The 24,343-nt window shown below is 68.0% G+C and carries 23 protein-coding genes; 11 read left to right on the top strand and 12 right to left on the bottom strand.

Translation table 11 applies throughout. The features are described 5' to 3' along the window. Positions 1-21: 21 nt before the first annotated feature. The 5 genes from ABC728_RS11950 to ABC728_RS11930 form a co-directional block, all read right to left on the bottom strand. Complete coding sequence (locus ABC728_RS11950; RefSeq protein ID WP_416618191.1) at positions 22-357, bottom strand: Rieske (2Fe-2S) protein; 336 nt, start codon at positions 355-357, stop codon at positions 22-24. Then, positions 354-767, bottom strand: a complete 414-nt coding sequence (locus ABC728_RS11945; protein WP_416618192.1) for an EVE domain-containing protein — start codon at positions 765-767, stop codon at positions 354-356. The genes ABC728_RS11950 and ABC728_RS11945 overlap by 4 nt, the downstream gene beginning before the upstream one ends. A gap of 47 nt (positions 768-814) precedes the next feature. Next, positions 815-1,096 (bottom strand): YciI family protein, encoded by a 282-nt coding sequence (locus ABC728_RS11940; RefSeq protein ID WP_416618193.1) that lies wholly within the window; start codon positions 1,094-1,096, stop codon positions 815-817. A 127-nt stretch (positions 1,097-1,223) separates the two neighbouring features. Further along, a complete protein-coding gene (locus ABC728_RS11935; RefSeq protein ID WP_416618194.1) occupies positions 1,224-1,739 on the bottom strand; it encodes a L,D-transpeptidase family protein in 516 nt (171 codons plus the stop codon). Positions 1,740-1,763: 24 nt separating this feature from the next. Continuing rightward, a complete protein-coding gene (locus ABC728_RS11930) occupies positions 1,764-3,068 on the bottom strand; it encodes a penicillin-binding protein activator (RefSeq protein WP_416618195.1) in 1,305 nt (434 codons plus the stop codon). 40 nt (positions 3,069-3,108) lie between these two features. On the opposite strand from ABC728_RS11930, the gene rsmI reads away from it, so the two are divergent. Both rsmI and ABC728_RS11920 read left to right on the top strand, forming a co-directional pair. Continuing rightward, the gene (gene rsmI, locus ABC728_RS11925; RefSeq protein WP_416618196.1) at positions 3,109-4,086 is read left to right on the top strand and encodes a 16S rRNA (cytidine(1402)-2'-O)-methyltransferase; all 978 of its coding nucleotides are present in this window, start codon (positions 3,109-3,111) and stop codon (positions 4,084-4,086) included. Next, a complete protein-coding gene (locus ABC728_RS11920; protein ID WP_416618197.1) occupies positions 4,070-4,453 on the top strand; it encodes a YraN family protein in 384 nt (127 codons plus the stop codon). The genes rsmI and ABC728_RS11920 overlap by 17 nt, the downstream gene beginning before the upstream one ends. A gap of 157 nt (positions 4,454-4,610) precedes the next feature. Here ABC728_RS11920 and ABC728_RS11915 read toward each other — a convergent pair whose 3' ends face one another. After that, positions 4,611-5,933 (bottom strand): RsmB/NOP family class I SAM-dependent RNA methyltransferase, encoded by a 1,323-nt coding sequence (locus ABC728_RS11915; RefSeq protein WP_416618198.1) that lies wholly within the window; start codon positions 5,931-5,933, stop codon positions 4,611-4,613. A 145-nt stretch (positions 5,934-6,078) separates the two neighbouring features. Between ABC728_RS11915 and msrA the strand changes: the two genes are divergently transcribed. Then, positions 6,079-6,588, top strand: a complete 510-nt coding sequence (msrA, locus tag ABC728_RS11910; RefSeq protein WP_416618199.1) for a peptide-methionine (S)-S-oxide reductase MsrA — start codon at positions 6,079-6,081, stop codon at positions 6,586-6,588. Between the two features lie 21 nt (positions 6,589-6,609). Here the strand turns inward: msrA and ABC728_RS11905 are convergent, their stop codons facing one another. Further along, entirely contained in the window at positions 6,610-7,776 is a 1,167-nt protein-coding gene (locus ABC728_RS11905) for an iron-containing alcohol dehydrogenase (RefSeq protein WP_416618200.1), read from the bottom strand. Positions 7,777-7,990: 214 nt separating this feature from the next. Here ABC728_RS11905 and ABC728_RS11900 point away from each other — a divergent pair, with 214 nt between their 5' ends. Beyond that, entirely contained in the window at positions 7,991-8,404 is a 414-nt protein-coding gene (locus ABC728_RS11900; protein WP_416618201.1) for a cytidine deaminase, read from the top strand. A gap of 31 nt (positions 8,405-8,435) precedes the next feature. Further along, on the top strand, positions 8,436-9,197 hold the full coding sequence (deoC, locus tag ABC728_RS11895) for a deoxyribose-phosphate aldolase (RefSeq protein ID WP_416618202.1): 762 nt from the start codon (positions 8,436-8,438) through the stop codon (positions 9,195-9,197). On the opposite strand, the gene ABC728_RS11890 is transcribed toward deoC, so the two are convergent. The 4 genes from ABC728_RS11890 to ABC728_RS11875 form a co-directional block, all read right to left on the bottom strand. Further along, complete coding sequence (locus ABC728_RS11890) at positions 9,191-9,835, bottom strand: ATP-binding cassette domain-containing protein (RefSeq protein WP_416618203.1); 645 nt, start codon at positions 9,833-9,835, stop codon at positions 9,191-9,193. The two genes, deoC and ABC728_RS11890, sit on opposite strands and share 7 nt — an antisense overlap. After that, positions 9,828-10,523 carry a molybdate ABC transporter permease subunit gene (gene modB / locus ABC728_RS11885; RefSeq protein WP_416618204.1) on the bottom strand — a complete coding sequence of 232 codons (696 nt, stop codon included), beginning with the start codon at positions 10,521-10,523 and terminating at the stop codon, positions 9,828-9,830. The genes ABC728_RS11890 and modB overlap by 8 nt, the downstream gene beginning before the upstream one ends. Before the next feature lie 3 nt (positions 10,524-10,526). After that, positions 10,527-11,294: a molybdate ABC transporter substrate-binding protein gene (modA, locus tag ABC728_RS11880; protein ID WP_416618205.1), complete on the bottom strand. Its 768-nt coding sequence runs from the start codon at positions 11,292-11,294 to the stop codon at positions 10,527-10,529. 77 nt (positions 11,295-11,371) lie between these two features. Next, positions 11,372-11,995: a DUF938 domain-containing protein gene (locus tag ABC728_RS11875; protein ID WP_416618206.1), complete on the bottom strand. Its 624-nt coding sequence runs from the start codon at positions 11,993-11,995 to the stop codon at positions 11,372-11,374. Positions 11,996-12,168: 173 nt separating this feature from the next. Between ABC728_RS11875 and fdxA the strand changes: the two genes are divergently transcribed. The 4 genes from fdxA (at position 12,169) to ABC728_RS11855 (ending at position 15,669) form a co-directional block, all read left to right on the top strand. Then, positions 12,169-12,501 carry a ferredoxin FdxA gene (gene fdxA / locus ABC728_RS11870; RefSeq protein WP_416618207.1) on the top strand — a complete coding sequence of 111 codons (333 nt, stop codon included), beginning with the start codon at positions 12,169-12,171 and terminating at the stop codon, positions 12,499-12,501. Between the two features lie 339 nt (positions 12,502-12,840). Continuing rightward, positions 12,841-13,341: a CarD family transcriptional regulator gene (locus ABC728_RS11865; protein ID WP_416618208.1), complete on the top strand. Its 501-nt coding sequence runs from the start codon at positions 12,841-12,843 to the stop codon at positions 13,339-13,341. 169 nt (positions 13,342-13,510) lie between these two features. After that, positions 13,511-14,329, top strand: coding sequence for a hypothetical protein (locus ABC728_RS11860; protein ID WP_416618209.1), 819 nt, complete (start codon positions 13,511-13,513; stop codon positions 14,327-14,329). 365 nt (positions 14,330-14,694) lie between these two features. Next, positions 14,695-15,669 (top strand): RNA polymerase factor sigma-32, encoded by a 975-nt coding sequence (locus ABC728_RS11855; protein WP_416618210.1) that lies wholly within the window; start codon positions 14,695-14,697, stop codon positions 15,667-15,669. 214 nt (positions 15,670-15,883) lie between these two features. Here the strand turns inward: ABC728_RS11855 and typA are convergent, their stop codons facing one another. Further along, positions 15,884-17,707 (bottom strand): translational GTPase TypA, encoded by a 1,824-nt coding sequence (gene typA / locus ABC728_RS11850; protein ID WP_416618211.1) that lies wholly within the window; start codon positions 17,705-17,707, stop codon positions 15,884-15,886. Between the two features lie 337 nt (positions 17,708-18,044). On the opposite strand from typA, the gene ABC728_RS11845 reads away from it, so the two are divergent. After that, positions 18,045-19,850: an autotransporter assembly complex protein TamA gene (locus ABC728_RS11845; RefSeq protein WP_416618212.1), complete on the top strand. Its 1,806-nt coding sequence runs from the start codon at positions 18,045-18,047 to the stop codon at positions 19,848-19,850. A gap of 104 nt (positions 19,851-19,954) precedes the next feature. Further along, the gene (locus ABC728_RS11840; RefSeq protein ID WP_416618213.1) at positions 19,955-24,301 is read left to right on the top strand and encodes a translocation/assembly module TamB domain-containing protein; all 4,347 of its coding nucleotides are present in this window, start codon (positions 19,955-19,957) and stop codon (positions 24,299-24,301) included. Positions 24,302-24,343 lie beyond the last annotated feature (42 nt).

Raw genomic sequence — 24,343 nt, 5'->3', positions numbered from 1 at the left:
CCCGGCCTTTCTGCGGCGGCATCAATCCCCGACGGATACCATGCCCCCCGTGATGCTGACCGGCACGGACCGCAGCGGCCGGCCGATGCAGGGGCCCAGCACGCACATGCCGTCTTCCACACGGAACTGCGCGCCATGGGTGCTGCATTGCAGATGCAGCCCGTCCAGGCTCATGAAATCGTCGGGGTCCAGTTCCAGCGGCACGCCGACATGCGGGCAGGCGTTGCGATAGCCGAAGACCCGGTCGCCCCTGCGCGCGACCAGGATTTTGACCTTTGTTTCCCCGCGCGGCCAGTCGAAGCCGCGGGCCGTGCCGTCGGGAATATCCTCCACCCGGCACAGCACATGGCCTGTCATGCCGACACCCCGGCCAGCATGCAGATATGCGCCCATTGTTCATCGGTGACGGGGCAGACCGACAGCCGCGACTGCTTGATCAACTGCATGTCGGCCAGGGCGGGATCGGCCTTCATCTGCTTCAGCGTCACGGGGGTGGCCACGGGTTTCACCGGTGCCAGATCGACCATCACGAAACGGCCGGCCGGATCGCTGGGATCGGGATAGGCCTCGCGCACGATCTCGGCGATGCCGACGATCTCCAGCCCTTTGTTGGAATGATAGAAGAAGGCATGTTCGCCCACCTTCATGCTTTTCAGGTTCAGTGCTGCCTGATGGTTGCGCACGCCGTCCCAATGGGTGCGGCCGTCCTGCACGAACCGGTCCCAGGAATATTTGAACGGTTCCGATTTCACCAGCCAGTAAGCCATCTCGTCTCCCTCTCAACGGTCATTCGCATCGGTCGCCATCCGCGCCATCAGGCCGGCAGGACCTTGCGGTAGGGGCGGATGGTGACGGACTTGAACAGGCCCGCCCTGGCATAGGGATCGTTGGCGGCGAAATCCTCCGCGCCGGCGCGGTCGGGATAATCCAGGATGATCAGGCTGCCCACGGGCCTGCCCCCGTCGGCGTCCAGGATGGGACCGGCGATGACGATATGGTCCAGCCGGCTTTCCATATAGGCCAGGTGCTCTGGCCGCGTGGCCATGCGCAGGTCGAGCCCGCCGTCCTTGTCGTGACATTCCAGGATGAAATGCATGGGGGAACCGTCCCGTCGCTCGAAGGTTGGAAAAAGTCCAGGCAGAGTGCATAGCCGCCCCGTGCGGCGGCGTCCAGAACCAGAAAGGGCCCGTCGCCACGGGTGCCGCCCAATGCCCGCCCGCCGGTCAGCCATGGGCCGGAATGACGATCCGGTCACCCGGCCCGGCTGCGGTCAGCAGCGCCAGCATGTCATCCGGCTGCACGGCGACGCAACCGGCCGTCGGGCCATAGTCGGGTCCTGTCAGGTGCAGGAAGACCGCGCTGCCCAGCCCCGGCACGGGCGGGTCGTCATTGTGGCCCAGCACGACGACGATGTCGTAGACGCCGCGTTCCATCCACATCCGCTCGTGCGAGGCGGCGAAGGGCAGCGTCACGGGCCGGTTGTAGTCGGGATGGGCCGGGTCGTCGCACCAGCCATCATCGGGACCGATGGTTGAGACCGGCAGGCCCGTGCGCGGTCGGGCTTGCCGGTCGGCACGGTAGAGCACGCGGCGCAACGCGAAGGCGCCCACGGGTGTGGCCCCGTCGCCTTCGCGCTTGTCCTGCCGGATGCCGCCGCGGCCCAGCGCGCAACGCGCCTGCCCGCCGTTCCAGGAAAGGTGATGCCGCCCGTCCGCGCCGGGAATGACGATGATATCCATGGGCAGGGCTTCCCGGCCGGCTTGTCAGGACGTGGGGGCGGGGGCGGACAGGAAACTCTGCGGCGCGGGATCGACCTCCATCGTGCCCGTCCGCGTCACCTCCATCACGGCCAGTCCGCGTTCGGCGATGCCGGCGGGCAGCAGGCGGAAAATGCCTTCCACGCCTGCGAACCCGTTGGCATTGGTCAGGTCGGGCAGCGCGAATCCGTTGCCACCGCGTGCCAGCACGGCGGCCAGGGCCGTGGCATCATAGGCCAGCGTGGCCAGCCGGTGCGGGCGATAGCCATAGGCCTGCTGGAACCGCGTCTCGAACGCGGCGCGTCCGATCGGGGACGGGGCGGCGAACCAGCCGCCGATCAGCGACGGTTCCCGGCCCAGCCCGGCCTCGTCCCACAGGCCGGTGCCCAGCAGGCGTACCGGCCCCGGATCGATGTCGAAGAAGGGGAACAGGGCTGCCAGTTCACGCAGCGTCTGTCCCCCCTCCGCGATCAGCACGGCATCGAAGGGCAGCGGGCCGAACGTGTCGGCATTGGACAGGCGGCGCAGGACGGCGAGCGACTCCGGATCACCCAGTGCCTGAAGGCGGGACCGTTCCGCCGCCAGGGCCGCCTGACGCTGGTCGAAATCGGACAGGCGGCGCACCAGGTCGGTCAGATTGGTGGCACCGGCGGTGTAGCGTTCCACCTTCGTCACCTCCCCACCCATCCCGATGACGGCGTCGCGCAGCGATTGCACGGCGGCGTCGCCATAGGGTGTGGCCGGGGCCAGCACGCCGAAGCGCATAAGCCCGCGCGACGCGGCCAGATCGACGACGCGGCGCACCTGTTCCTGCGGCTGGAAGCCCAGGGTCCAGACCCCGCCGCCGGCAACGTTCCAATCGCTGGAAAAGGACAGAACGGGCCGGCCGGCCTGGGCGGCAACGGGTTTCACGGCGGCGGCCTCGCCCCCGAACAGGGGGCCCAGGATGATGCCGGCCCCTTCATCGACCAGCCCCTTTGCCGCCGTCGCCGCGATGCCGGGGCTGCCCTGCGTGTCGCGCGGCAGCAGCGTGAACCTGTCGTCCCCCAGGTCGAACAAGGCCATCTGTGCCGCGTCCAGCATGGACTGGCCCAGCGCGGCATTGGCCCCGGACAGCGGCAGCAGCAGGCCCACGCGCACCTTCCCGTCCTGCGGCAGGGCGGGCGGCAATTCCGCCGGCGGTGCTTCGGGTGGCAGGGCCGTTACCGGCGGGGGTTGCGGGACGGGGGGCGGGGCCGGTACGCTGCGGGGGCTGGCGCAGGCCCCCAGCAGGCCGGCCGCCGCCGTCAGCGTCACCAGCAACGACGCCATGCGCCAACCAGAATTCCTTAGCATCCGGGACCCTTTCCCCTTGACGTCAGACCCTATGGACGACCAGACCCACCTTGACGCCGACCTTGACGGGGAGGATGTCCCCGACCTGGACGACGGCGATGCGGACGCGCAGCCTAGCGGCAGCGGCGCCATCCGTAAACCGGGGCCGGGGCTTTACATCGTCGCGACCCCCATCGGCAATGCCGGCGACATCAGCCTGCGTGCGCTGGACATCCTGCGCGGGGTCGATGCCATCGCCTGCGAGGATACCCGCGTCACGGCCAAGCTGTTGCGCCGGTACGGCATTCGCACGCGCATGGTGCCTTATCATGACCATAACGCGGCAAGGATGCGGCCGGTTCTGCTGGACCGTATCGCCGGCGGCCAGGCCATCGCCCTGGTCAGCGATGCCGGCACGCCGCTGGTCAGTGATCCCGGTTTCAAGCTGGTGCGTGAGGCGCGCGACCGCGGCCTGGGCCTGACGCACCTGCCCGGCGCCAATGCGGCGGTCACCGCCCTGGTCCTGTCCGGGCTGCCATCCGACCGCTTCCTGTTCGGCGGGTTCCTGCCGGCCAAATCGGCGGCACGGCGCAGCGAACTGGAGATGTTCCGCGCGCTGCCGGCCACGTTGATCTTCTATGAATCCGCCCAGCGGCTGGCCGAGATGCTGGCCGACGTTGCGGCCGCGCTGGGCGCGCGCGAAGTGGCCGTGGCCCGCGAACTGACGAAGCTGTTCGAAGAGGTGCGGCGCGGCACGGCCGCCGACCTTGCCCACCATTATACGCAATCCGGCCCGCCGAAGGGGGAGGTCGTCGTCGTCGTGGGCCCGCCGGCGGCCGATGCGGCGGCGGCCGATGCGGCCGACATGGACAGCCTGTTGCGGCAGGCGCTGAGCGGGGGGATGAGCGTGCGCGACGCGGCGGCGCATGTGGCCACCATCACGGGCCAGCCGCGCAAGCAGGTCTATGCCCGCGCCCTGCAACTGGGGACGGGGGGCCATGGCGCGGGTCCGTGAGCGCATCGACCGCCGGCGGGCGGAACGGCTGGGCCGCATCGCCGAGTGGCTCTGCTGCCTTGTCCTGTGGCTGAAAGGGTATCGCATCCTGGCCACCCGCCTGCGTCTGCCCATGGGGGAGGTCGACATCATCGCCGCCCGGCGTGGCGTGCTGGTGGTGGTGGAGGTGAAGGCGCGGCGCACCCTGGCACAGGCGCTGGGCGCGTTGCCGCGGACAAGCTGGCGCCGCCGTCACGCTGCCATCAGCCATTTCATCGCCCGCCGTCCCCACCTGGCCCGGCTTGGTATCCGCTTCGACCTGATGGCCGTGCTGCCCCGGCGGCTGCCGCGCCATATCAAGGATGTCTGGCGGGTGGAGGGGTTGTAGGCCTGCAGGCATGAAACGACCCCGGCCCATCCGCCGTTTCCTAAGCAGGTTCCTCCAGGCCGGGCCACACATGGCCCGGCCTGGAGGAACCTGCCAACTCCATGGTTTGCAGATTTTCCGAGCCCGCCCATCTGTGGGCGGCGTTCGGAAAATCTGCTTAGCCCGTCCGCCGCAGCCGGGCCGCGAAGAACCCGTCCATGCCGCCCTGTTCGGCCAGATGGCCCGGCGTGCAGCGCACGAAACCGTCCCCGGTCAGCAGGTCGGTCAAGCCGCCGACTTCGTCGGGCGTGACGGGTTCGATCACCATCTCCGGCCGGCGATAGAGCAGGTTGGTGATCTGGTTCTCCCCTTCCTCCGGCTGGAGGGAACAGGTGCAATAGACCAGGGTGCCGCCAGGCTTCAGCATGTCGACGGCGCGATAGAGCAGGCGGGACTGGATGCGGGCCAGCTTCTCCACATCCTCTTCCGTCTTCAGCCGGGCGACATCGGGATGGCGGCGGATCGTGCCTGTCGCGCTGCAGGGCGCATCCAGCAGAACCGCGTCCACGGGGGCCGCCGGCCGCCATTCGGTGGCGTCGGCCACGATGGTCGCGACCTGGCCGGCCAGGTCCAGCCGGGCCATGTTCTCCGTCAGCCGGGCCAGGCGCCGGTCCGACCGGTCCACGGCCGTGACCTGCGCGCCCGCCGCGGCCAGTTGCGCCGTCTTGCCACCGGGCGCGGCGCACAGGTCGATGGCGGTGCGGCCGGTCAGGTTCCCGAACAGCCGGGCGGGGATGGCGGCGGCGGCATCCTGCACCCACCAGCCCCCCTCATCGAAGCCGGAAAGCTCTGTCACCTGCCCGCCCGCGGTCCGGCGCAGGGAACCGGTGGGCAGGGGCACCGCCTCCAGCCGCCCGGCCCAGGCGCCCGCATCGCCCTTGACGGTGATGTCCAGCGGGGCTTCGGCCAGATGGGTTTCCACGATGGCCCGTGTCAGCGCCGTGCCATAGGTCTTGCGCCAGGACAGCCACAGCCAGTCCGGTGTGTTCAGCCGCCCGGCGTCCTGGGCCGCCAGGATGGCATCCCGTTCCCGGTCCAGGCGGCGCAGAATGGCGTTGATCAGCCCCTTGTACGGGTGCTGCCGGCGGGCCACGGCCAGTTCCACGGCCGTGTCAACGGCGGCATGGGCGGGGGTGCCCAGGAACAGGAGCTGTGCCGCCCCCAGGCGCAGGATATCCTGCACCACGGCCTTCAATTGTTGCCCCTGCTTGGTCAGCATGGACTGGATGGCATCGTCGATCTGTCCCAGCCGGCGCAGGGTGGTGGCGACCAGCAGGCGCGTGAAGGCGCGGTCGCGCGGGGCGAGCGCCCGCAGGCCGCGGCTGCCTTCCCAGGCATCGTCGAAGGGCACGCGCTTGGCCAGCACGTTGAACAGAAGGTCCAGGGCCACACCGCGCGTGGCAAGCGCGCTGTCGGCCGGGGCGGGGGTCTCGTCGGTCATGGCCGGGGTGTACCCCGGTCTACCCCGCTTGTCGAACGCCGATGACGCAACTGTGCCCGGAAGCGCGCGCCGCATCGCCCTGGACAGGCGGGCGTCGCGTCACCAAATTCCCAGGCCTAACCTTTTTCCGAGAGGAACCAAGCTCATGGCGATCGAACGGGCCATTCTGGCCGGTGGCTGCTTCTGGGGCATGCAGGATCTGATCCGCAAGGTGCCGGGCGTGGTGGGAACCCGCGTCGGTTACACCGGCGGCGATCTGGAGAACCCCACCTACAAGGATGTGAAGACGGGCCATACCGGCCATGCGGAGGCCATCGAGATCAGCTTCGACAATGACAAGCTGAGCTATCGCCGCCTGCTGGAATTCTTTTTCCAGATCCACGATCCCACGACGCAGGACCGTCAGGGCAACGATACGGGCAGCCAGTACCGCTCCGCCATCTTCGTGGCCGATGCCACCCAGGCCGGCACGGCCCGTGCCGTGAAGGCCGATGTGGAGGAAAGCGGACGCTGGCCCGGCAAGGTGGTGACGGAGATTACCGATGTCGGCCCCTTCTGGGAGGCGGAGGATTTCCATCAGGACTACCTGGAGCGCACGCCCGACGGCTATACCTGCCATTGGGTGCGCCCCGACTGGGTCCTGAACGGGGACTGACGGGGTGCTCCTGCCCGGAGATCAGTCGCCGTTCCAGGCCTGGCGGTAGAGCGCCACCATCGCCGCCACGTCGGGCACAAGCGGGTTGTTGCCGGGGCTGCCCGATGCCAAGGCCTGTGCCGCCATGGTCTCCAGCAGCCCGTCCCAGCGGGCAGGGTCGATGCCGTAATGGCGCGGGCTTGGCACCGACAGGTCGGCGTTCAACTGGCGCAGGGCCATGACGAGGGCCAGGCCCGCCGCCGCATCATCCTGCTCCGGCCCGGCCACGCCCATGGCGCGGGCACAATCGGCATAACGGCCGGGCGCGCCCGGCAGCGACCAGGCCGTGACGGCCGGCAGCAGCATGGCGTTCGACAGGCCGTGCGGCACATGAAAGAAGGCGCCGATGGGCCGGCTCATCCCATGCACCAGTGCTACGGAGGCGTTGGAAAAGGCCATGCCCGCCAGGGTGGCGCCCAGCATCATGGCTTCCCGCGCGGTCCGGTCGCCGGGGTCGGCGCAGGCACGGCGGATATGCGGGGCGATCTGGCGGATCGCCGCGATGGCCATGGCATCGGTATAGGGGCTGGCCTTCACGCTGACATAGGCCTCGATGGCGTGGGTCAGCGCGTCGATGCCCGTGTCCGCCGTCAGGCGCGGCGGGCAGGTCAGGGTCAGTTCATAATCGATGATGGCGGCGGCCGGCACCAGCATGGGGCCGGCGATCAGCATCTTCTCATCCGTTTCGGTATCGGTGATGACGGTGAAGCGCGTCACCTCCGATCCGGTGCCGGCCGTGGTGGGAATGGCGATGACGGGAACGCCCGTGCGCGCAATGGGATTGGGCACCTTGTAATCGCGCATGCGCCCGCCATTGGCGGCCAGCACGGCCATGGCCTTTGCGGTGTCGATGGGTGACCCGCCGCCAAGCGCCACCAGCCCGTCATAGCCGCCCGCCAGCAGCCGTTCCACCCCGGCGGCGATCACATCCGTCGTGGGGTCGGGCACGGTCTCGGCGAACATGTCGGCGGTGAAGCCGGCGGCGCGCAGGGGGGCCAGCAGCCGTTCGGCATGGCCGCTGTCACGCATGAAGGGATCGGTCACCACGAGCGGCCGGGTCACCCCCAGGCGGGACAGCACGGCCCCGATGCGGCCGATGGCTCCGCCGCCGATCTCCATGACGGGGGGGACCAGGATGGTGGCGATCATGGCATGTTCCTTGGTTCATCCGATTGTGGCCGCCAGGGCGGGGCACCATGTTTGGCCACACCCCGGTGATTTGCCAAGTCCCTTCCCGTGCGAGGAAAATGCATGGGGCGATGCGGTCCCCTCATCGCGCACCTTCCCCTCGCACGCCATCTGGCCGCCGTGCGTGCAAGCGCCTATGCTAGGGGCCGATACCGGTTTTCCAGGCTGAAAGCGCATGAGCAACCCCGCCCCCGACCTTTTCGACGCCGCCCTGGCTGTCCGCCTTCAGGCGCACGCCCCCTATTCCGGCTTCCGGGTGGGGGCGGCCATCCGGGCGGATGGCGGGCGCATCCATGCCGGTTGCAACGTGGAGAATGCCGCCTATCCCCAAGGCCAGTGCGCGGAGGCCACGGCCATCGGCCTGATGGTGGCTTCCGGCGACCGGCGGATTGCAGAGATCGTGGTGGTCGGCGGTGATGCCGGGGCCGGGGTTCTCTGCACCCCCTGTGGCGGATGCCGCCAGCGCATCCGGGAATTTGCCGGCCCCGACACGCCCATCCATGTCTATGATGCCGGGGGGCATCGCCGCACCTTCACGCTGGGGGAACTGCTGCCCTTCAGCTTCGGCCCCGACAATCTGGGGTTTTGACGTTATGATGGATCATTCCGATTCCGAAATAATGGTTGCCGCCATTGCCACACGCGCGCTGCCCCTTGTCGATCTGACCAGCCTGAACGATGCCGACGATGTCGCCAGCACCGCGGCACTCTGCGCCAAGGCGGTGACGCCGGCCGGGAACGTGGCTGCGGTCTGTCTTTGGCCTGAATTCGTTGCGCAGGCGAAACATGCCTTGATGGGCACGGGTATTCGCGTGGCGACCGTTGTGAATTTTCCTGGCGGCTCGCTGCCGGCGGAAAAGGTCGTGGACCAGATCGCCCGCGCCCTTGCCGACGGGGCGGAGGAGATCGACATCGTCATGCCCTATGGTGCCATCATGGTGGGGCAGGGGGGGGACCAGCGGGCGGCGGACCATCTGGCCGCCTGCCGGGCGGCGTGTGGGGCCGCCACCATGAAGGTCATCCTGGAAAGCGGGTCCCTGGCCAAGCCGGCCCTGATCGAGCGCGCGGCCCGGGTGGCGGTCGATGCGGGGGCGGATTTCCTGAAGACCTCCACGGGCAAGGTGCCGGCCGGGGCCACGCCCGGTGCGGCGCGCATCATGCTGGAAGCCAGCCGTGCGGCGGGCCGGCCTGTCGGCTTCAAGGCGTCGGGTGGCATCCGCGATGTGGAGACGGCGGGCCAGTATCTGGCCCTGGCCGACGAGATATGCGGCCCCGGCTGGGTTTCCCCGGCCCGTTTCCGGTTCGGGGCGTCCGGATTGCTGGATGCGATTCTGGCCGTACTGGGGCACGGGCCGGCGGCGGTGACGTCTGCCGGTTACTGACCCGGCAGCACACGCCCCTTTTCCACATGCAGCCAGGTGGTGGCCAGTTCGGCCAGTTCGTCCGCCTGATGCGTGACATAGAGCATGGGCAGCCCGGCCCCATCGCGCAGACGGATCAGATAGGGCAGCATCTCGGCCCTTCGCGCGGGGTCCAGGGCCGACAGGGGCTCGTCCAGCAGCAGCAGGCGGGGTGCAGACAGCAGGGCGCGGCCGATCGCCACCCGCTGCCGTTCCCCGCCCGACAGATCACGCGGCCGGCGCGACAGCAGGGGGGCGATATCCAGCAGGTCGATGATGGCGCCGGGCGCGGGCCCGCCGGTGTCGGCACCCGCGAACAGCCGGCCGTACAACAGGTTCTGCCGCACCGACAGGTGCGGGAACAGCCGCGCATCCTGGAACACCTGTCCGATGCGCCGCCGGTGGGGCGGCAGCCAGCGACGGGTCGTGGTGTCGACCAGTACAGTGCCATCCAGCACGATACGCCCGCGGGTCGGCCGGGCCAGCCCCGCGACCAGGGCGAGCAGCGTCGTCTTGCCGGCACCCGACGGCCCCGTGATGACGGTGACACCGGGGCCGATGGCCAGTTCCGCCGACAGCCTGAACTCGCCGATCTGGTGGGTCAGCGCGATCTCAAGCATCGCGCCCCTCCACCCGTCGGCGCACGCGCCGGGCCAGCAGCTCGCTGGCGGCGACGGCGAAAACGGCGATGACAACCGCCACCATGGTCAGCCGCAGGGCGGCCGCATCGCCACCCGGCACCTGTGTCAGGCTGTAGATGGCGGCCGGCATCGTCTGGGTGACGCCCGGAATGGCCGCCACGAAGGTGATGGTGGCCCCGAATTCCCCCAGCGCCTTGGCGAAGCACAGGATGGCGCCCGACAGGATGCCGGGCAGGGACAGGGGCAGGGTGATGGTCAGGAACACGGCCCAGGGCGGTGCCCCCAGCCCTGCCGCCGCATCCTCCAGCCGGTTGTCCACAGCCTCCATCGACAGCCGTATGGCCCGGACCAGCAGGGGAAAGGCCATCACCGAACAGGCCAGCACCGCCCCCGTCCAGTTGAAGGCCAGGACGATGCCCATCTCCGCCAGCACGGCCCCGAATGGCCCCTGTCGCCCGAACAGCAGCAGAAGAAGATAGCCCGTGACGACGGGGGGCAGCACCAGGGGCAGATGTACCAGCGCATCCAGAAGAATGCGGCCGGGAAAGGATTTGCGGGCCAGCAGCCAGGCCACCAGGATGCCGGGCACCAGACTGACCATCGTGGCCCAGCAGGCCACCTTCAGCGACAGCCAGATGGCCGTCATCTCCTCCGGCGTGAAATCCATCACTTACCTGGCCAGTATCGTGAAGCCCTGGTTCGTGAAATGGCGATGGCCATCCTCGGACAGGAGATAGTCCAGCAACGGCCGGGCCGTGGCCGCATCCGCCCCCTTGACCAGGGCGATCGGATATTCGATGGCCGGATGGCTGCCGGCCGGGAAAATACCGACGATGGCGACGCCGGGCTCCACCCGCGCATCCGTGGCATAAACGATGCCGGCCCCCGCCTCGCCACGTGCCACCATCGCCAGGGCGGCGCGTACATTCTCCGCCGGGGCCAGCCGGTCCTGCACCTTGTCCCACAGGCCCAGGCTGGTCAGGGCGGCCCTGGCATAGCGGCCGGCCGGCACGGCGTTGACATCGCCCACCGCAAGCCGGTTGCCGGCCAGCAGGCCAAGGATGTCCAGGTCCCCATCCACTGTCAGCCGCCTGGCCTGTGACCGCTGCACGACCAGCACGAGCTGATTGCCCAGGAAGGTGCGGCGGCTGTCGGGCTGGATCAGCCCGGTCTTCTCCAGATGGTCCATCCATTCCTGATCGGCGGAGATGAAAATATCGGCAGGCGCCCCCGCCTCGATCTGCCGGGCCAGGGCGGACGAGGCGGCATAGGCCGCCGTGGCATCCGCGCCGGCCCTTTCCTTGTAGCCGGCCAGCGCCTGGTCCAGCGCGGTCCGCAGGCTGGCGGCGGCATAGACGCTGGCATCGCGTGCCGCGGCGGCCGGCGCCAGCAGCAGGGAAAGGGCGATCAGCAGGCGGGACAGGCGGGAACGCAGCATGGGGCCACTCCGGCGGGGTCGGGAAGGGCAGATTATCGTTATGTTTTGTTAAATACAACGATAGCGCATTCCACTGTCTATCGCCGCCGGAAGCAGAGCGTCAGGTTGTTGGCGGGCATCTGGATGATGTCGGGCGCCCCGAACCCCTGACTGTCGGCCAGTTCCGCCACCGTTTCCAGGTCGCGCACGCCCCAGGCGGGGTTGCGGGCGCGCAGGTCGGCGTCAAAGGCAGCGTTGCTGTCGGCCGTGTGCCGTCCGTCACGGCGATAGGGTCCGTAGAGCAGCAGCGGCGCCCCCGGCGACAGTAGCCGGCCGGCGCCCGTGAACAGGCCGATGGCGGCCTGCCACGGTGCGATATGGATCATGTTCACGCACAATATCGCGTCCGGTGCCGCGCTGCCGGGCCATTCGTCGGACCACTTGTCGGGCTGGGTGGCATTGATGGCCAGCGGCGGGCGCAGGTTGGGCAATGCCGCCTCTGCCGCCCAGGCGCGGATGCTGGCGCGGGCCGCCCCGTCGGGATCGCTGGGCTGGATGATGAGGCCCGGCAGGTTCGCGGCCAGGAACAGGGCATGTTCCCCGCTGCCGCTGGCGATTTCCAGCAGCAGGCCGGTTTCGGGCAGGCGGGGACGCAGGGCCTCCAGCAGCGGCTGGCGGTTGCGCAGGGTGGCGGGCGCGTGGCGCTTGTCGTCGGTCATCATGGGAACCAAGCTATGCCGGAAGCCGGCAGCCCGCCAAGCCCCTTGGCCTGCGCATGTCCGGGTCGCAGGGGATGGCACCATGGAAGCAGTTGCGCTGCCGGCCTTGATTGTCTACCTCTCCCCCTTGATCGATCTGCGGCGCGCGCCGGCCCGTTTTTGTGGAGTGTTTGGGGATGCCCTACGTCGTCACCGAAGCCTGCATCAAGTGCAAGTACACCGATTGCGTCGAAGTCTGCCCGGTGGACTGCTTCTATGAAGGTGAGAATACGCTGGTCATCGCCCCGGACGAGTGCATCGATTGCGGCGTCTGCGAACCGGAATGCCCGGCTGAAGCCATCCTGCCCGACACCGATCCGCGTGCCGAGCAGTGGCTGGAGATGAACCGCGAATACGCCGCGCAATGGCCCAATATCAATCGTAAGAAGCCGGCCCTGTCCGATGCCGACGACTGGAAGGGCGTGCCGGACAAGTATGCCAAGTATTTCAGCGACAAGCCTGGCAAGTAAACGGCCTCGCAAGGGGGCTGCAACTCGCCCCGCCGATGCACCGCTGGAACAGTGTTTCGCGTTCGCCCATGCGGCCGGTGCATGACCGACATAACGTGTCCCCCGCGGAACTTTCTGCGATTGGGGCCTTCTGGGTCTGTCATCTTGGCGTAACATCGACTATATTGATGTTCAAGCGAGGATCGGCACGGCGCCCTGAGAGTGGCGGCGGACATGTAAGCCATCCGCTATCGCCAGAGCATGTGTGACGATCCGTGTCCCGCCGCCCGTGCGGTCGGGGCTCCGAGTTTTTTGTTCCCGTGGCGCGCAGCCCGCGCGGAAAAAGAGAGCAAACCGAACATGTCTGAGAGCCTAGATTTCACCACTGGTGATCACGTTGTCTATCCGGCCCACGGTGTGGGCCAGATCATCGGGATCGAGAACCACAGCATCGCTGACATCAATGTCACGCTCTATGCCATCCAGTTCGAAAAGGAACGGATGACGCTGAAGGTTCCGGTGGCGAAGGCCAAGGCTTCCGGCTTGCGCCGCCTGTCCACCAAGGACCGGATCAAGGCCGCGATGGAGACCCTGCAGGGTCCCAGCAAGGTGAAGCGCATCATGTGGAGCCGCCGCGCCCAGGAATATGAGGCGAAGATCAATTCCGGCGACCCCGTCTCCATCGCCGAGGTGGTGCGCGACCTTTATCGCGGTGAGGACCAGTCCGACCAGTCCTACAGCGAACGGCAGATTTATCATGCCGCGCTGGAGCGCCTGGCCCGTGAACTGGCGGTTGTCGAGAAGATCGACGAGCGCAAGGCGACGGAGAAGCTGGAAGCCGTGTTGAGCAAGGCCGCCTGATCCCTTCTGTCACGGCCCGTTCCAATGGTGCCGGACACAAGATGAAGCATCCCGTTCTTACCCGGATGGGCTATTTAGTATGAAAGAGGCGTCCTAGAACGGGACGCCTCTTTTTTTGCACCGCCGCAGGCTCTACACTGCGAACCTCGTTGCCAGCCGCCGGAATCAGATGTCGGACGATCGCAAATATGCCTTGCTGGGTCGGCCCCGCCATGTGTGGGCCGTGGGGTCTGTGCATGGGGAGGCGGCGCGGCTGGCCGCGCTGCATGATGATATCGGCCGCCGGTTCCAGCCGGGCGACCGGCTGGTCTATCTGGGCAACATGATCGGCCGCGGTGCTGCCGTGCGGGACACGATCGAGGAGTTGTTGTCCTTCCGCCGGCACGTCCTGGCCATGCGGGGGGTGGTGGTGACTGACATCACCTATCTGCGTGGCGGACAGGAGGAAATGTGGCACAAGCTGTTGCAGCTCCAGTTCGCGCCCGACCCGGCTGCCGTGCTGCAATGGATGGTGGGGCAGGGGCTGGATGCCACATTGGCGGCCTATGGCGGCACGGCGGCCTATGGCCTGGCGGCGGCCCGGGATGGCGCGGTATCGCTCTCGCGCTGGACGGGGGAGTTGCGGGCCGCCCTGCGCGCCTCGCCCGGCCACGACAATCTTTTGAGCGCGCTGCGCCGCTGTGCCTACACCAGCGCGGCGGACGGGGCGCCGACCGACCTGCTGTTCGTCAGCGCCGGGCTGGACCCGGCCAAGCCGCTGCATATGCAGGCCGATACCTTCTGGTGGGGCGGGGGCAGTTTCGCCCGCATCGATGCCCCCTATAACGGCTTCCGCCGGGTGGTCCGCGGCTATGACCCCACGCATGCGCCGGGTCCGACCGTGACGGATTTCACGGCCAGCCTGGATGGCGGTGCCGGTTTCGGTGGCCGGCTGATCTGCGCCTGTTTCGCCCCCGACGGGCGGATGCTTGAACTGGTCGAAGCCTGATTGGTATTAAGGGGCATTGAGAAAGCTCTTTGGTATGCCTGAGTGACGGGAGAATCCCGGAACCGGGGATACCTGAGCCCGTGCGGCGGTTAATACCAACTTGCGGTGAGTGGAACTCATCGCAAGTTGGTCCGGCGGCGACTGCCGCCGCGCCGCTCGTGCGGCGCAGCCAAGCCAACGAATGTTGGCGCCGGCAATTGAGGGCGGTGACCAGAACCTATAGGTTCTGGTCACCGCAAAATAGTATAAGCATTTCACCGAACTATTCGGCACATGAATATATGGCAGGTTGGGCGCGGGAGGCCGCCCCGCGCAGGCTCAACCCTCCTGCCTTCACCCGCATGATGAAAAAATAACGACGGGCGGTGATCCGCCCGTCAGGCCGCTGCGTACCAAGCTTCGAGAACCGGCCCGTGACGGGCCGGCCCGCGACAGCGACGGAGCAGGCGGCGATGGCGCATATTGATGATCCCGAGACCCAGCGGGCCAACCTGGCCTTCATCCGTAGCGCCATGCGCGCGCCGCTTCTGGCGCGCGACCATGAAATGGAACTGGCTCGCCGCTGGCGCGAGAATGGGGATCAGAAGGCGCTGCATGAACTGGTACGCAGCTATACCCGCCTGGTCGTCTCCATGGCTGCCCGCTTCCGCCATTACGGCATTCCCTCCGGGGATCTGGTGCAGGAGGGGAATGTCGGTCTGATGCAGGCCGCCAGCCGGTTCGAGCCGGAGCGCGACGTGCGCTTTTCAACCTATGCGGCCTGGTGGATCCGATCGGCCATCCAGGATCACATCCTGCGCAACTGGTCCATCGTGCGCACGGGCACGACGGCGGCGCAGAAGACGCTGTTCTTCAACCTGCGCCGGCTGCGCGCGAAGATCGCCGACAATCCGTCCGGTGAGCGCCTGTCCGACATGGCCCGACAGGAGATTGCCCGGGAGCTGGATGTCGAGGTGGCCGAAGTGGAAAGCATGGAGGCACGGCTATCGGGCAGCGACCAGTCGCTGAACGCCGTCATGGCCGCCGACGGCGATGCGCAATGGCAGGATTTCCTGGCGGACACCCGGCCCGATCCTGAAGAGGTGGCCATCGGCACGCGCGATGGCCGCATGCGGTCACGCTGGCTGGCCGCCGCGCTGGGGGAATTGTCGCCGCGGGAACGCCGCATCATCGCCGAGCGCCGCCTGCGCGACCAGGGGGCCACGCTGGAGGAACTGGGCAAGGCGCTGGGCGTTTCCAAGGAGCGGGTACGCCAGCTGGAGAGCCGTGCCCTCAATAAGCTGCGCGCCAGCATGATGAAGCGTGTGGCCGATGGCAGGGATCTGTTGATGGAGGCGTGATACAATTTGCGGTGATCAGAGCCAATTGGTTCTGATCACCGCCTTCAATTGCCGGCGCCAACATTCGTTGGCTTGGATACGCCGCACGAGCGGCGCGGCGGCGACCGCCCTGCATCGTATCCCGTGGGGCTGACCATCCCCGACAAGACAAAAGCCCCCGCCGGCATCACCGGCGGGGGGTTTCGTGTCATGGTCCCGGACGAGGGGCCGGGGATCAGCCGGCTTCGGCCTGACGCTCGGCACGCTTGCGGGCGTTGGGGTCCAGCAGCTTCTTGCGCAGCCGGATGGATTTCGGCGTCACTTCCACCAGTTCATCATCCTGGATATAGGCCAGGGCCTTTTCCAGGGACATGCGGATGGGCGGCGTCAGGACGACGGCTTCATCCTTGCTGGTGGTGCGGATGTTCGTCAGCTTCTTGCCCTTCTGAACATTGACCTCAAGGTCGTTCTCGCGGGTATGCTCGCCGACGATCATGCCTTCATAGACCTTCCAGCCGGGCTCGATCATCATCGGGCCGCGATCTTCCAGGTTCCACAGCGCATAGGCCACGGCCTCGCCATCGGAATTGGAGATCAGCACGCCGTTGCGGCGGCCGGGGATCGGGCCCTTGAAGGGGGCGTAATCATGGAACAGGCGGTTCATGACGCCCGTGCCGCGCGTATCGGTCAGGAATTCACCCTGATAGCCGATCAGGCCGCGGGACGGGACATGGAACACCAGACGGACCTTGCCGGCGCCCGACGGACGCATTTCCAGCATCTCGCCCTTGCGCTCGGCAACCTTCTGGACGACGACGCCGGAAAATTCCTCGTCCACGTCGACGACGACTTCCTCGATCGGCTCCTGGCGCTGGCCGTTGGCGTCGGTCTTCATGACCACGCGGGGACGGCTGATCGACAGCTCGAAGCCCTCGCGGCGCATGGTCTCGATCAGGATGCCGAGCTGGAGTTCACCGCGGCCGGCGACCTCATAGGCGTCGGCATTGTCCGTCTCGCGGATGCGCAGGGCGACGTTGCCTTCGGCCTCGCGCATCAGGCGGTCGCGGATCATGCGGCTGGTGACCTTGTCGCCTTCGCGGCCGGCCAGCGGGCTGTCATTGACCGAGAAGGTCATGGCCAGCGTCGGCGGATCGATCGGCTGCGCCGGCAGGGCGTTCTCGACGCTCATGTCGACGATGCTGTCGGCGACCGTGGTCTTCACCAGGCCGGCGATGGCGACGATGTCACCCGCCTGCGCCTCTTCCACGGGCACGCGCTCCAGCCCGCGGAAGGCCAGCACCTTCGACGCGCGGCCCTGCTCGATCAGCTTGCCGTCGCGCGACAGGGACTTGATCGCCATGTTGGTCTTGATGCGGCCCGACTGGATGCGGCCCGTCAGGATGCGGCCCAGATAGGGGTTGGCTTCCAGCGTCGTGGCCAGCATGGTGAAGGGCTCATCGACACTGTCGACCTTGGGCGGCGGCACATGGTTGACGACCAGTTCGAACAGCGGCGTCAGGTCCTTGCGCTCGTCATTCAGGTCGACCACGGCCCAGCCGTTGCGGCCCGACGCGAACAGCGTGGGGAAATCAAGCTGCTCGTCGGAGGCGTCCAGCGAGGCGAACAGATCGAAGATCTCGTTGTGGACCTCGTCGGGGCGGGCGTCCTGACGGTCGATCTTGTTGACGACGACCATGGGGCGCATGCCCAGCTTCAGGGCCTTGCCCAGCACGAACTTGGTCTGCGGCAGCGGGCCTTCGGCGCTGTCCACCAGCAGGCAGACACCGTCGACCATGTTCAAGATGCGCTCCACCTCGCCGCCGAAATCGGCGTGGCCGGGCGTGTCGACGATGTTGATGCGCACGTCGTTCCAGACGACGGACGTACACTTGGCCAGGATCGTGATGCCGCGCTCACGCTCCAGGTCGTTGCTGTCCATGGCGCGCTCGGCGACCTGCTGGTTTTCGCGGAAGGTGCCGGACTGCTTCAGCAGCATGTCCACCAGGGTGGTCTTGCCGTGGTCGACGTGGGCGATGATGGCGATATTGCGCAATTGCATGAGGGTACGGTCCTGCGTGCCTGGTGCTGGTCGCGCGCCGCCCAATGACTATGTCCGCCGGATCGGGGTTCGCGCATGAAAAACGCCCGGCCACCTTTGTCGTCCCGCCCGGGATCGGGCGGCGGAACAGGGGTGGCCGGGCTGATGTCGCGGCGCAATATAACGATGACGGCACCGTCCGGCTAGGGCCGGGAACGGGGGGCTGCCTTGCGTTTCAGACCTTCGGCCGGGGGCTGCCGGGGGGCCTACTCCGAAAGTGGACGAGCTTACCCCTGGAAAGCCCGCGCCCACCCGTGCCACCATGGCAAGGCAACCGGGGGAGGATATGGCAACGCCCATGGCACGGAAATGGATGCTGGTGCTGGCGACGGCGGCGCTGCCTGTGGCGACCGTCGCGCAGGCACAGCAGACCCCCTATAAGGTGGTGATCGAAGGGATCGACGACCAGCCGGCCCTGTCGGACCTCATGCGGAACGTCTCCAGCCTTGTGGAGCTGCAGGACGAGCCGCCCCCTTCCCCCATCGGGCTGGGACGCCGGGCCGACGCGGATCTGGACCGGTTCAAGGCGGCGCTGCGGTCCGAAGGCTTCTACGACGCGCTGGTCGTGGCAGAGATCGACACCGACGTTTCCCCTGCCACCGTCGTGATCAAGGTGGAGGAGGGCAGCCCCTATCGCGTGACGCGGGTCTCCCTGGTGTCGGCGGACGGTGCGTCCCTGCCGGAAGGGGCGCCGCTGGCCGACGGGCTGGGGTTGCCCGTCGGGGCCGTGGCGCGGGCGCCGGCGGTCATCGATGCTGAAAGCCGCATCCTGCCGCGCTTCGCCGAACGCGGCTATGCCTATGCCCGGCTGCTGGATCGCAAGCTGGTGGTCGATCATGCCACTCGTGGCATGGATGTGACCTATGTTGTCGATCCGGGACCGAAGGTCACCTTCGGTCCCATCACGATCAACGGGTTGGAGGAAGTGTCGGAGAGGGCGGCCCGCCGGCGCCTGCCCTGGCGCGTGGGCGACGATTACCATCCGGCCACGATGGAGGAGGGCCGGCAGGCCCTGGCCGACCTGGGGGTCTTCTCCTCCGTCCGGCTGCGGCTGGCGGACGAGCCGACGCCCGACCAGCAGGCGCCCGTGATGGTCGACCTGGCCGAACGGGCCATGAATTTCGTGGGATTCGGCGCCGATTACGGAACCGAGGATGGATTTGGTGCCAACGCCTATTGGGGTGATCGCAATTTCCTGGGCAATGCCGAACGGTTCCGTGTCGATGCGCGGTTGGCCGGTATCTCCCGCCGGGGGGAGACGAGTGCCAGCGATTTCGACTACCGCCTGGGCACCTCCTTCATGCAGCCAGACTTCCTGTCCAGAGGCCAGTCCCTTAACCTCTCGGCGGAAGCATTGTCGGAACGGCCCGATGCCTACCGGCGCAAGGCGCTTGTCCTGACGGCAGCCGTGGAACGACGGCTGTCAAAGGGGCTGACGGCCAGCCTGGGCGTGACGGCAGAACAATCCCGCGTGGCGGAAAACACGCAGAAGACCTCCAACACCCTCGTCGGTATTCCGCTGGCGCTGAACTGGGACCGGTCGAACGATCTTTTGAATCCGACCAAGGGATTCCGTCTGTCCGGCGCGGTCACGCCCTATCTGGCAGCACTGGGTGACAGCAACAGCTTCGCCATCGCGCGGGTGGGGGGCAGCACCTATTTCGATTTCAGCGACAATGGCGATTACGTCGCCGCGCTGCGCGGCGTCTATGGTGCCGTGATCGGCGGCGGCCTGCTGGATGTGCCGGCCGACAAGCGTTTCTATGCCGGCGGCGGCGGGTCCATCCGTGGCTATGGCTATCAGGAGGTGGGGCCGCGCGATGCGCTGGGCGACCCGCTGGGGGGCGTATCGCTGCTGGAGATGTCGGCCGAGATGCGCATCAAGGTGACGGAGAATATCGGGGTCGTGCCCTTCGTGGATGCCGGCAACGTCTACACGACCGAATATCCCAAGCTGGGTCAGGGGCTTCGTTATGCCGCGGGTGTGGGCGGACGCTACTACACGCCCATCGGCCCCATCCGTGTGGACGTGGCCGTGCCGCTGAACCGGCGGACAGGCGACAAGACCTTCCAGTTCTATATCTCCATCGGACAGGCATTCTAGGGGGTGGGGGGAATGGACGCCATCCGGGCTGATGCCCTTCCGGCCGCGGCGGATCATCCGCCGGCCCGCCTGTCGAAGCTGCCGGAAAAGTACGGGGAGGCCCCATGCGCGCTGTCCTGATCTGGATCGCCGCCGGCCTGGCGGGGCTTCTGGCACTGGTTTTGCTGCTGGTCATCGGCGCCGGTATCTGGCTGTCCACGCCATCGGGGCGTGACGTCATCCTGGCACAGGCACAGAAGGCCGTGCCGGGGCTGGTCGTGGAGGGGGCGGACGGCTCCATCTTCGACCTGCGCCTGGCCCGCGTGACGATGGCCGATGCCGACGGCATCTGGCTGATTGTCACCGATGCGAGGCTGGACTGGACCCCCTGGCCGCTGCTCGGCCGGTCGCTGGAGGTGGCGAAGGTCGGGGCTGCGACGGTGGATGTGGCCCGTCAGCCCCTGCCGTCGCCCGACCAGACGGAAGCCGGAACCACGCCGTTGCGTCTCCCCGTTTCCGTGACGGTGGACCGGCTGGCGGTGGGGCGGGTGACGCTGGGCGCTGCGCTGCTGGGCGGGGAGCCGGCGCTGCTGACCGTATCGGGCCATCTCAATCTGCCATCGGGCGAACTGGCCGGCGCCGGGGCGCTGGATATCGCGCGCATCGACGAGCATCCGGGCACGCTGGCCGTATCCGGCGCCTACCGGCCGGGCGGAAGGCTGACCCTGGCGGCGGAGGCGACGGAGGAAGGCAACGGACTGCTGGCGGAACTGCTGGATATTCCCGGCCGGCCGGCCGTCGTGCTGACGCTGCAGGGCGACGGCACCCTGTCGGACTGGACCGGCACGGCAACGGCCAAGGCCGGCGATCAGGCCGATGCCCGCGCGGAATTCCGTATCCGGCCCGTCGGCACCAAGTTGACCTTCGGCCTGGATCTTGCCGGCAACATGCAGGCCCTGCTGCCGCCATCCATCCGTGACCTGGTCGGGCCGGATCTGAAGGTGGGGGCCGGTGGCCTGATCGATCCGGGCAAGCTGATCGCGCTGGACGGCGTGGGGATCGAGGCCGCCATCGGCCGGGTGTCCGGCGGCGGCCAGTTCGATCTTGAAACAAGGGCGCTGAATGTCGGTGCCTGGGTGGAGGTGCCCGACGCCGCACCCCTGGACCCGATGGTGGCACCGGCCGCCTTCGCCGCGGCGCGCGGCAGCCTGACCCTGACGGGCACGCCGGAGGCGCCGCATCTGGCCACCGACATGGTGCTGGACCGTGTCGTCCTGCCCGACCTGACGGCCGCGACGCTGGGCATCAAGGGTGTCGTGAAGGCCGAGCCGGGGATGGAAAAGATCGACGTTGCGGCCGACATGGCGCTGCAGGGGCTGGCGGGGCCGCTGGCGACCCTGACAGGCCCGCGCGCCACCATGGTGACGCGCGCCGTCCTGACGCCGGCCCCGGGCCGTATCGATCTGTCGCAACTGGCCTTCAACGGCACTTCCATGACCGCGACGGCCAAGGGTGTACTGACCGGCTGGGGTCAGGATGGCGATCTGGCCATCAACATGGCGGCCCGCAATCTGGCGCCGCTGTCCAACATGGCCGGCCGGCCCCTGTCCGGCGCCATGACGGCAGAGGCCACGGTGCGCCGCCGCAACGGCGAGACGGCGGTCCTGCTGAAGGGCCAGGCCGACGGGCTGGGCGTGGGCCAGGACCAGGCCAACGCATTGCTGGCCGGGCGCACCGAACTGACGGCCGATATCACGGTAGGGGCGGAAACGGTGCTGCGCGCGCTGTCGGTGCGCACCCCGCTGATGAGCCTGACGGCCCAGGGCCGCTATGGGGCGGATGGCATCACGGCCGACGCCACGGCGGAGGTGCCGGACCTGTCGCCGCTGTCGCGCGGGCTGGGCATGGAAATGGTGGGTGCGGTCACGGCCCGCCTGCGCAGCCCCGTCGCGGACAGCCTGGAACTGGAGGTGCGCGGCGATGGTGTGGTGCTGGACGGGCTGAGACTGCCCGACACGCGCCTGGACGCGCGTCTGGCCAATGCGACCACGGCGCCCAACGGCCGTGCCACGCTGGAAACCAGGCTGAACGGTCAGCGCATCGCGGCGGAAACCAACCTGGCGCTGGCCGACGGCATCCTGGAGGTCGCTGACCTGGAGGCCGTGGTTGGCATCAACCGTTTCACGGGCGGGCTGCGGCTGGACACGGGCACGGGACTGGCCAGCGGCCGGTTCCAGGGCACGGTGCCCGACCTGGGCATCCTGGCCTTCATCGCGGGGGACGAGGTCTGGGGCAATGGCACCATCGACCTGTCCCTGTCGGCCGAACAGGGCAGGCAGTCGCTGGACCTGAAGGCGGATTTCAAGGAGATCTGGCGCCGCTGGCACGGGCAGCGCGTCGCCACCATCTCGCTGGCCGCCCGGCTTGACGGCGCCGGCCGCGACCATCCGCTGGATGCCGGCTTCACCATCACCGGTGTGGATGCCGGCACGTTGGACCTGGACCGGATCACGGGCAGCGCGCAGGGACCCCTGGCCGATCTGGCGCTGCGGTTCGATCTGGCGGGCAAGCGCGGCGCGGCGCCGCTGCGTCTGGCCATGGCTGCGCAGTTGGCGACGGGGGCCAAGGACGGCGTGACCCGCCTGGGACTGCGCGATCTGTCCGGCACCTACGCCGATACCGATTTCCACCTGGCCAATCCGGCCGACCTGGCCTTTGGCGAGGGGGTGGTCGGGGTCGACCGGCTGGTCGTGCTGGCCGGCGATGCGCGCATCGACCTGACGGCCGACCTGTCGGCTCGTGGTATCGACGGACGGCTGGCCCTGTCGCGGGTGCCGCTGAACTGGGTACGCCTGATCGACCCCACCCTGACACTTTACGGCCATATCGACGGATCGGCCGAACTTTCGGGCAATGTGCGCGATCCGCGGGGCACGCTGTCGCTGAAACTGACCGATTTCGCCGTGACGCCGCAGGCGCAACGCGGGCCTTCGCCCATCGGCGCGACGCTGGCCGCGACCTGGCGCGATGGCCGCGTCGCGCTGGAGGCGCATGTCGATTCCGCCGGGTCCGGCGTCGGCCTGACGGCGCGGGGCGATCTGCCCCTGGTCATGCAGGGATCGGTGACCAACATCGCCATTCCCACCGACCAGCCCGTCAGCGGCCGGTTGGAAGGCAACCTTGCCCTGCGGCGGCTGAATGATTTCCTGGCCAGCACGGGCGACCGGCTGGGCGGGCAGATGGTTCTGGACCTCACCCTGGGGGGCACGCTGGCGGAACGGCAATTGAGCGGGTCCGTCCGGCTGGAGAATGCCCGGTATGAGAACCAGCAATGGGGCACCCAGATCACGGATATCCAGGCCGTGCTGACAGGCGACACCCAGGGCCTCTCCATCGAGCGATTCGAAGGCCGGACCGCCGGCGGCGGCACCGTCACCGTGGCCGGGTCGCTGGGATTGCGTCCCGAACTGGGCGACCGGCAGATCGACCTGCATCTGAAGGCCAACCGGGCCAAGCTGACCAATGTCGACATGGTGGAGGCCATTGCCGGTGCGGACATCACCGTGACGGGCAGCCTGACCGACGTGACCATCGCGGGCCGGGTGGATGTGCAGCAGGCCTATGTCCGCATGCCGGACAAACTGCCCTCCTCTGTCGTGCAGTTGAAGGTGGTGGAGATCAACCATCCCCGCCGCGTGCCGCCCCCGGGTGCCGTCAGCAGCGCCGACGCCACGCCGGAAGGCACGCCGCCGCCCAAGCTGGTCATCCGCTTCAATGTGGATATCGAGGCGCCCAACCAGATCTATGTCAGCGGGCGGGGCCTGGATGCCGAACTGAAGGCGTCGCTGAAGCTGCGCGGCACGTCGGAGGCACCACTGGTCACCGGCGGCGTCTCGCTGGTCAAGGGCGAGATGGCGCTGCTGGGCCAGACCTTCACCCTGTCGCGTGTCAATATCGGTTTCATGGGCGACAATGCCTTCGACCCGTCGCTGGACGTGTCGGCCCGCACCCAGCGGGGCGAGTTGACGGCCATCGTGGAAGTGTCGGGGCGGCCGTCGAAGCCCGTGGTGAAACTCTCGTCCGAACCGCCCTATCCGGAGGATGAGGTGCTGGCCCGGCTGCTGTTCAACCGTGGTGCCGGTCAGCTTTCGGCGCTGGAGGCCGTGCAGTTGGCGCAAAGTGCCGCCCAGCTTGCCGGCCTGTTCGGCAGTGGTCCCGGATTCGTGGACAATGTGAAACGCTCCCTGGGCGTGGATCGCCTTGAATTCCGGGGCAGCGAGGACGGGCAGGGCGCCGGCACGGTCGCGGCCGGCCGCTATGTCGGCGACAACATCTATATCGGCGTCGAGCAGGAACTGGGCACCGGACAGAGCAAGGCCACGGTGGAATACGGCATCACCCAGAACATCAAGGCCCGTGGCGAAGTCGGGACCGAAAGCAAGGTGGGCATCCAGTTCGAATGGGATTATTGACCGGAGCCGGTCCCCCGACCGCCATTCGCCCCGTCCGATCTC

The sequence above is a fragment of the Niveispirillum fermenti genome, from assembly GCF_052474395.1.
This window is presented reverse-complemented; position numbering and strand designations above follow the sequence as displayed.

Coding starts and splice junctions, on each gene's coding strand:
- ABC728_RS11940 (WP_416618193.1), bottom strand. CDS start 1,096: ATGCATTTCATCCTGGAATGTCACGACAAGGACGGCGGGCTCGACCTG.
- ABC728_RS11890 (WP_416618203.1), bottom strand. CDS start 9,835: ATGCTTGAGATCGCGCTGACCCACCAGATCGGCGAGTTCAGGCTGTCG.
- ABC728_RS11915 (WP_416618198.1), bottom strand. CDS start 5,933: ATGACCGACGAGACCCCCGCCCCGGCCGACAGCGCGCTTGCCACGCGC.
- ABC728_RS11845 (WP_416618212.1), top strand. CDS start 18,045: ATGGCACGGAAATGGATGCTGGTGCTGGCGACGGCGGCGCTGCCTGTG.
- ABC728_RS11935 (WP_416618194.1), bottom strand. CDS start 1,739: ATGGATATCATCGTCATTCCCGGCGCGGACGGGCGGCATCACCTTTCC.
- ABC728_RS11905 (WP_416618200.1), bottom strand. CDS start 7,776: ATGATCGCCACCATCCTGGTCCCCCCCGTCATGGAGATCGGCGGCGGA.
- modA (WP_416618205.1), bottom strand. CDS start 11,294: ATGCTGCGTTCCCGCCTGTCCCGCCTGCTGATCGCCCTTTCCCTGCTG.
- deoC (WP_416618202.1), top strand. CDS start 8,436: ATGGTTGCCGCCATTGCCACACGCGCGCTGCCCCTTGTCGATCTGACC.
- ABC728_RS11920 (WP_416618197.1), top strand. CDS start 4,070: ATGGCGCGGGTCCGTGAGCGCATCGACCGCCGGCGGGCGGAACGGCTG.
- ABC728_RS11945 (WP_416618192.1), bottom strand. CDS start 767: ATGGCTTACTGGCTGGTGAAATCGGAACCGTTCAAATATTCCTGGGAC.
- ABC728_RS11930 (WP_416618195.1), bottom strand. CDS start 3,068: ATGGCGTCGTTGCTGGTGACGCTGACGGCGGCGGCCGGCCTGCTGGGG.
- ABC728_RS11950 (WP_416618191.1), bottom strand. CDS start 357: ATGACAGGCCATGTGCTGTGCCGGGTGGAGGATATTCCCGACGGCACG.
- ABC728_RS11860 (WP_416618209.1), top strand. CDS start 13,511: ATGTCGGACGATCGCAAATATGCCTTGCTGGGTCGGCCCCGCCATGTG.
- fdxA (WP_416618207.1), top strand. CDS start 12,169: ATGCCCTACGTCGTCACCGAAGCCTGCATCAAGTGCAAGTACACCGAT.
- ABC728_RS11875 (WP_416618206.1), bottom strand. CDS start 11,995: ATGATGACCGACGACAAGCGCCACGCGCCCGCCACCCTGCGCAACCGC.
- modB (WP_416618204.1), bottom strand. CDS start 10,523: ATGGATTTCACGCCGGAGGAGATGACGGCCATCTGGCTGTCGCTGAAG.
- ABC728_RS11840 (WP_416618213.1), top strand. CDS start 19,955: ATGCGCGCTGTCCTGATCTGGATCGCCGCCGGCCTGGCGGGGCTTCTG.
- ABC728_RS11865 (WP_416618208.1), top strand. CDS start 12,841: ATGTCTGAGAGCCTAGATTTCACCACTGGTGATCACGTTGTCTATCCG.
- typA (WP_416618211.1), bottom strand. CDS start 17,707: ATGCAATTGCGCAATATCGCCATCATCGCCCACGTCGACCACGGCAAG.
- ABC728_RS11900 (WP_416618201.1), top strand. CDS start 7,991: ATGAGCAACCCCGCCCCCGACCTTTTCGACGCCGCCCTGGCTGTCCGC.
- msrA (WP_416618199.1), top strand. CDS start 6,079: ATGGCGATCGAACGGGCCATTCTGGCCGGTGGCTGCTTCTGGGGCATG.